At 32.1% G+C, this 6,421-nt stretch carries 7 protein-coding genes; 3 read left to right on the forward strand and 4 right to left on the reverse strand.

Features of this window, described 5'->3' with window-relative positions; genetic code table 11:
- Complete coding sequence (locus tag AOG54_RS04870) at nucleotides 1-972, forward strand: GHMP family kinase ATP-binding protein (protein WP_048100956.1); 972 nt, start codon at nucleotides 1-3, stop codon at nucleotides 970-972.
- A gap of 59 nt (nucleotides 973-1,031) precedes the next feature.
- Here AOG54_RS04870 and AOG54_RS04875 read toward each other — a convergent pair whose 3' ends face one another.
- The 3 genes from AOG54_RS04875 to AOG54_RS04885 all read right to left on the reverse strand — a co-directional run bounded on the left by AOG54_RS04875 (nucleotide 1,032) and on the right by AOG54_RS04885 (nucleotide 3,724).
- Nucleotides 1,032-1,580: an SIS domain-containing protein gene (locus tag AOG54_RS04875; protein ID WP_054964570.1), complete on the reverse strand. Its 549-nt coding sequence runs from the start codon at nucleotides 1,578-1,580 to the stop codon at nucleotides 1,032-1,034.
- 110 nt (nucleotides 1,581-1,690) lie between these two features.
- Nucleotides 1,691-2,944, reverse strand: a complete 1,254-nt coding sequence (locus AOG54_RS04880; RefSeq protein WP_048101335.1) for an MFS transporter — start codon at nucleotides 2,942-2,944, stop codon at nucleotides 1,691-1,693.
- 30 nt (nucleotides 2,945-2,974) lie between these two features.
- Nucleotides 2,975-3,724: a DNA adenine methylase gene (locus AOG54_RS04885; protein ID WP_054964027.1), complete on the reverse strand. Its 750-nt coding sequence runs from the start codon at nucleotides 3,722-3,724 to the stop codon at nucleotides 2,975-2,977.
- Between the two features lie 71 nt (nucleotides 3,725-3,795).
- Here AOG54_RS04885 and AOG54_RS04890 point away from each other — a divergent pair, with 71 nt between their 5' ends.
- Nucleotides 3,796-5,016 (forward strand): MFS transporter, encoded by a 1,221-nt coding sequence (locus tag AOG54_RS04890; protein WP_236689062.1) that lies wholly within the window; start codon nucleotides 3,796-3,798, stop codon nucleotides 5,014-5,016.
- A gap of 7 nt (nucleotides 5,017-5,023) precedes the next feature.
- Here the strand turns inward: AOG54_RS04890 and AOG54_RS04895 are convergent, their stop codons facing one another.
- The gene (locus AOG54_RS04895) at nucleotides 5,024-5,770 is read right to left on the reverse strand and encodes a class I SAM-dependent methyltransferase (RefSeq protein WP_055032497.1); all 747 of its coding nucleotides are present in this window, start codon (nucleotides 5,768-5,770) and stop codon (nucleotides 5,024-5,026) included.
- 94 nt (nucleotides 5,771-5,864) lie between these two features.
- On the opposite strand from AOG54_RS04895, the gene AOG54_RS04900 reads away from it, so the two are divergent.
- A partial coding sequence (locus AOG54_RS04900) for an XdhC family protein (RefSeq protein WP_084795504.1) occupies nucleotides 5,865-6,421 on the forward strand: 557 nt, incomplete at its 3' end.

Raw genomic sequence — 6,421 nt, forward strand, 5'->3', positions numbered from 1 at the left:
ATGATAATAACAAAAACTCCTCTAAGAATCGGGTTTGTTGGCGGGGGTACAGATATACCGGCATATTACAGGAATTATGGCGGTGCACTTATCTCTGCTGCAATAAATAAATATATTTATATAATAGTTAATAAGAAATTTGATTCAAAGATAAGGATTTCATATTCTCAGACTGAAATAGTGGATAGGATTGATGAAATAAAGCACCCATCTGTTAGGGAGGCATTAAGATTTTTAAATATAGATGGTGGCATTGAAATACTTAGCATTTCGGATATACCATCTCATGGTACTGGCCTTGGGTCAAGCTCCACATTCCTCGTTGGCCTGTTAAATGCCCTTCATGCATATAAATCAGAGTACGTTACAAGGGAGGAACTGGCATCCGAGGCTGTTAAAATAGAAAGGGAAATACTTAGGGAGGCAGGAGGAAAACAGGATCAGTATATGGCTGCCTTTGGTGGAATAAACATGCTTAATTTTAATGAAAATGAAAGCGTAAATGTTAATCCAGTTGCCCTTAGTATTGATATGCTGGAGAAATTGAGATCAAATATTGCATTTTTGTATACTGGAATAAACAGGAAATCCCCTGAAATACATACAGACATGGAAAAACAGATAAATGAACATCTTGACGCATACCACGAAATGAAAAGATTAACCCGTGATTTTTATGATGCCCTTTATAGGATGGACATAAATTCCATGGGGGAAATTCTTGATAGAAACTGGTCACTTAAAAAATCACTATCTTCAAGGATATCAAACAAAGAAATAGATGATCTTTATGCCATGGCAAAATCTGCCGGTGCACTTGGTGGTAACCTTATAGGAGCCGGTGGGGGTGGTTTTCTGGTTTTTATAGTCGGGGATGATAAAAAAAGTAACGTTGTGAGAACCCTTGGGCTCCGTGAAATGGATTTTGATTTCGATTTTGAGGGTTCAAGAATAATATATTTTTCAAAATAATTTTTATATTAAACTTAAATCTAATCCATATAGATTGATAAAAAATTATAATGATTAGTTTAATAATGATCATCTATAACTGCGCATATCATATGAATGGCTGTTATATGAATTTCCTGTATTATAGATGTTTTATTCGATTTTGCAATAAAAACCTCCCTGCATATATCTTTTAATTTTCCACCAGATATGCCAGTCATTCCAACTGTATATGCACCAAGTGTATTCGCAGCATTAATTCCCTCCAAAACATTCCTTGAATTACCTGAGGTGCTTATGCCTATTACGGTGTCATTTTTACCAGAAAGTGCCAGAACCTGTCTTGAAAATACCGAATTATAATCATAATCATTGGCTATTGCCGTAAGTGAGGATGTATTTGTTGTTAATGCTATGGCAGGCAGGGGTTTTCTCTCCTTTAGAAAATGCCCGGTTAGTTCGGCAACAAAGTGCTGTGAATCGGCCGCTGACCCACCATTGCCAAAAACTATTAATTTTCCCCCATTATCAAATGACTCAATAATTTTTTGTGCAATTCTCATTATCTGGAATTCATCAATTGCCTGACGTGCTATGACGCCCTCCTCTATATAATCCTTAAAATCCATGCAGAGTAATAGTATATAAATATATATTTAATTGCTTTTTTAATATATATTAATCATAACATTATATTTTTATAGATTAGCTTCTCTAAACCTAACCGGATTTATTATAATTAATTATTTTTTATCAGTTCTGGTTTTAAATTCACAACCTTAAAAAAGATAATTATTGCACCTATAAAATAGAATAATGATGATATTTCAAAAAGCCTTACATACGCAATTAATTTTTGACCACCAAAAATAAAAAGAATAAATCCATAGACCATTGGAGAGAATGCCTCACCAATGCCTGTGGAAAATGAAAATAATGACATAAATCTTCCGGCGCTGCCTCTGGGTACAACATAGCTAATATAAGAATTTGACATTGAAAAATAATTTCCAAATGTTATGCCAAGTACCGAACCAATAATTAAAAAGAGATAAAAGCTTCTTACAAATATTATCATCAGAACGCTTATACCGCCAATTACAGGAAGTATAAAAATGAAAAAGTCCTTGCCAATTTTATCGGATATGAACCCTATTAATACAGCGGATATGGCCGACACCGTTAATATTATAAGGCCGGCAATTGCCACATATATCGCACTATTTTTTATATTAAGTATATATTCGAAATAATAAAACTCAAAGAATGTTAATCCAGAGCTGCCAATAATTATAAAAAAATTTGATATGGACATCCACTTAAATTTTTGTTGATTGGCAATTTTTTTAAATAATTTTGAAAAGTGAAAAAAAATTTTATCTGCATTTGATCTGTAATCCTCATTTCTGATGGTATTTACAGTGAATAATGTTGTAATAAATAATGATAAGATAATTGCCATTAATGCAAGATTCAATTTATTATAACCAAGCAGCAGGCCTGAAATGCCAAAACCAAGTGCGGTTCCAATTAATGTAAAAAATCCACTTATGCCGGATGATGTCCCCCTCTGATAATCCGGTATAATATCCCTAACCAATGGTAAATATGATCCGTATGCCATATTTGACCCTATTTCTATCAATATATAAACAATTAAAATTGATATAATTGAAGAATGAAAAATAATGAAGTATATTAATGATGCCAGCGTGATTGCCGATCCCAGCATTATAAATGGCCTTCTCCTTCCAAATCTTGTTTCAAGGCTGTCTGTTGTTATTCCCGCAAAAACATTAAATGATATTCCTATTATTATGCCTGCAAACGCTATAATGCCCAGATATAATGATTGTGCATTCTGCGCAACCATTCTTGCTATAAGGAAGGGCAAAAACAATGATTCAAAAGAAATCCATAAATAATTATTGCCAAGGTAAATAGAATTCATACCAAATATATATTTAAAGGATTTCCTGGAATACTTTTCCATAAACATGGATACATTAAATATAAAATAATTTTACCAATTTTTATAGAATAATAAATACCGGTACTCTTCATTGTTTGAATTGTGATTTTTATATTTCCTTATAAATGATGGATTTCCAAAAATTTTTCTAATGTATTCACTGTCATAAAAATTTAATAGATACTTACCAGAAATGCTTTTTAATAATTTATGCAATCTTTTATAATCACTGTCTGAAAAATTGTGATTATACCAGCTTTTACTGGGATATGGCGGATCCATATAAAAAAATGCGTCCCTGCCATTGTAATGATCTATTAATGATGAAAAATCCATATTTTCAATAAGCCAGTTTTTAATGTCATTATGAACATCATAAAGATTTTCAAGTTTTTTTATAAATTGTGTATAAATGGATTTCTCCCGGGTGGCATAGGAATTTCCCATACCGCCAAATGATATATTAAGCCTTACAAATAAATTTGCAGCAGATATTAATCTATCATTGCCATCACTAAAATTTTCCCTCTTTATATATTCCTGAAGGTTATCAGGACTTTTTGATATTTCACTCAGATAGTTATAAAGTTCAAAGAAATGAGCTTTTGCCTCAATAAAAAAATTGTACATATTAAAATCTATATCATTGTAAATCTTATGACTGGCATTAACATTTAATATAACGTTCCCTGAACCACCAAAAACGTCTATAAATATATCCGAACCAGAGGATCTAAAAACATTTTCTATATCTTTTATTGAAACATTCTTCCCCCCGGGATATTTAAATAGCCTGAACACGCCAGGATATTATATTAAAATATAATAAAATTGGCGTATGTTAATATAGTCTAATAATATCAAAGCATTAAATGCAGGAAAAAAGAAGCCCGGAATACCTTATTGGCATGAATTCAATTCATATTGGAACGAATTTTCTATGGATTTCATTTGAATCATATATACTGCCAATAGAACTCATAAATTTTGTAAACAACAGCCTTTTTCTGGGTTTCATAGCATTTATAGGCACTGCTGCAGGGGTCTTTATAGGCTTAATTTCAGGAACTGCCAGCGATAAATACACATTCCTATGGGGAAGACGGGGGCCGTACATAATTATAGGTGTTATATTAACAGTTTTTTCAATTTTTCTGGATGAGGTAATGAAAATAAATGTTTTTGGAATATTGATAGGGTATATAATGATACAGATATCATCGAATATATCTGTTGGTGCATACCAGCCATTATTTGTGGATTTTTTGCATAAAGATGAGAGGGGTGCGGCAGCAGGCATAAATGGTTTATTCATTTTAATTGGTTCCGCCATGGGCTATGCAGTTACCGGATATTTTATAACAGTTGGAAAAACAATATATGGCCTGATTGTTATATCCGCTGTTCTGATATTTACAGGGATATTAACAACCGGTACCATAAAAAAGGATGATTCTGTTATTGTTCATTCAAGGGAGAGACTATTCAAAATTTTTATGGACATATTTAATCTAAAAAAGGGCATAAAAAGTTATATTTATGTGGTTTTAGGCAGTTTTATGGTTTTTTCAGGTGTTGTTGGGTTATCATTTTTCGAACTTTATTTTTTTAAATACATACTTAATTATTCAAATCCAGCATATTATGTATCAATTGCCGGTATAGTTGTTTTGGTGGTTTCCGCACTGGCATCTGTTGTTTTTGGAATATTTTCTGATCGCGTTGGCAGGGTGAAAATGCTTCTATTTACAACATTGATTGGCTCTCTTGCCATGTTTTTGATACCAGAATTTGAAAAATTTACATACTTCTTAATATTTGGATCAATGATAGGGATATCCTACGGAATATTTATGAGTGTCTCAAAAGCCCTGGCCAGCGACATGTCCCCAAGAGAGGAGGCTGGAAAGTTTATGGCATATTATAATATTGCCACCGGAGGGGCATCATCAATTTCACCCCTTATATATGGTTTGATACTTTTTTTCGTCAAATCCTATTCACTTGGATTCAAACTGGTATTTTATACTGCAGGAATTTTTTTTATCATGGGATTTTTACTATTTTTATATGTTAAAATTAGTGACCAATAATTATCTTTTAAGGTTTTTTGCCAGTTATAATAATCCACTTTTTTAGAAATGTGTTATTTTCCCATTTTATATAGTCTCTAAATGGACCGGAATTTATTATATAATTATAGCTATCCAGGCCCTCAATTGAGTTTTCTCTAACTGGATATATCCACTGTGCAAACGATATTCTTCTTTCATATATATGGTACTTAATATCATAAAAACCTGCATCCTTTAATAATTTAATCCAGCCCTCTGGAGATTCAGCAGCCATATGGGAATTATCCCGTATATTTTCAAGCCGGTTTAAATAATTAATATAATTTTGGTCACAGGTCATATCATCTATGCCTATCATGCCACCGGATTTAAGTGTTCTATATGACTCATCTATAAATTTTGCCTTGTCCAGAAAATGATGTGGTGCCCTCCTTGATGTTATAATATCAAAATTAGAGTCATCAAATGGCATTGATTCAGCGCTTCCCTTTATTGTTACAATATTCTGCACACCGTACTTATCAGCAAGTTTGGACGTTTCCTTAAGCATGTTTTCTGCAATATCCATGGCATATACTATATCAATTTTACGTGCAAGCCTTAAGCCAGTAAATCCTGTTCCGGTTCCAACATCGAGTCCTTTCATATTTGAATTTAAATTTAAGCTTTCAATTAAAATATCAAGGTCACTGTCCTCAGCATGGGACCTGCTCTGAGAGTATTTCTCGGCATTGGCATTGAAAAATTTCTTCGCCCTACCATATCCCTCCATGACTATAGTTATCATAATTAACTATATAAAACCAATCTGGCAGGTATTTTTCCGCTGCATAGATTTATTTATATGTATATATTATAATATAAATATGTATAACGATTATTTGGAAATACTTAATGAACTAAAGAATAATAACAAAAACTATGCTATTGCAACAGTAATAAGTTCAACAGGTTCATCCATAGCAAAACCCGGATTCAGGCTGATAGTTTCTGAAAACAGGATTATTGCGGGCACGCTTGGGAGCAGAAAAATGGATTCCTATGTTCTTGATGCCTGCAATGAAAGCATAAATAAAAATATGACAAAGAATATTTCAATTGGGCTTGATAAGAATAATAAAATTTATGATTATAACATGGATACAACCTGCGGTGGTGTAATAAATATATTCATAGAACCATTTTATAACAGCCAGAGAATTATAATATTAACAGAATCGGATGATGATGAGATTTATTTAAACATAAAAAAGATTGCAGATATAATTAAAATAAATTTATTGAAAATAAATACTGAAAATGAAAAGCTGGAGGAAAAACTTAATGATATTGATTTAAAAAATTCTTATTTCATACTGCTCACTAAGAACGAAAAGGAAATAGAATATCTTTCATACATACTTAAAAGGGAACACAAATATAT

This window comes from Acidiplasma aeolicum, from assembly GCF_001402945.1.
Lineage (GTDB): Archaea > Thermoplasmatota > Thermoplasmata > Thermoplasmatales > Thermoplasmataceae > Acidiplasma > Acidiplasma aeolicum.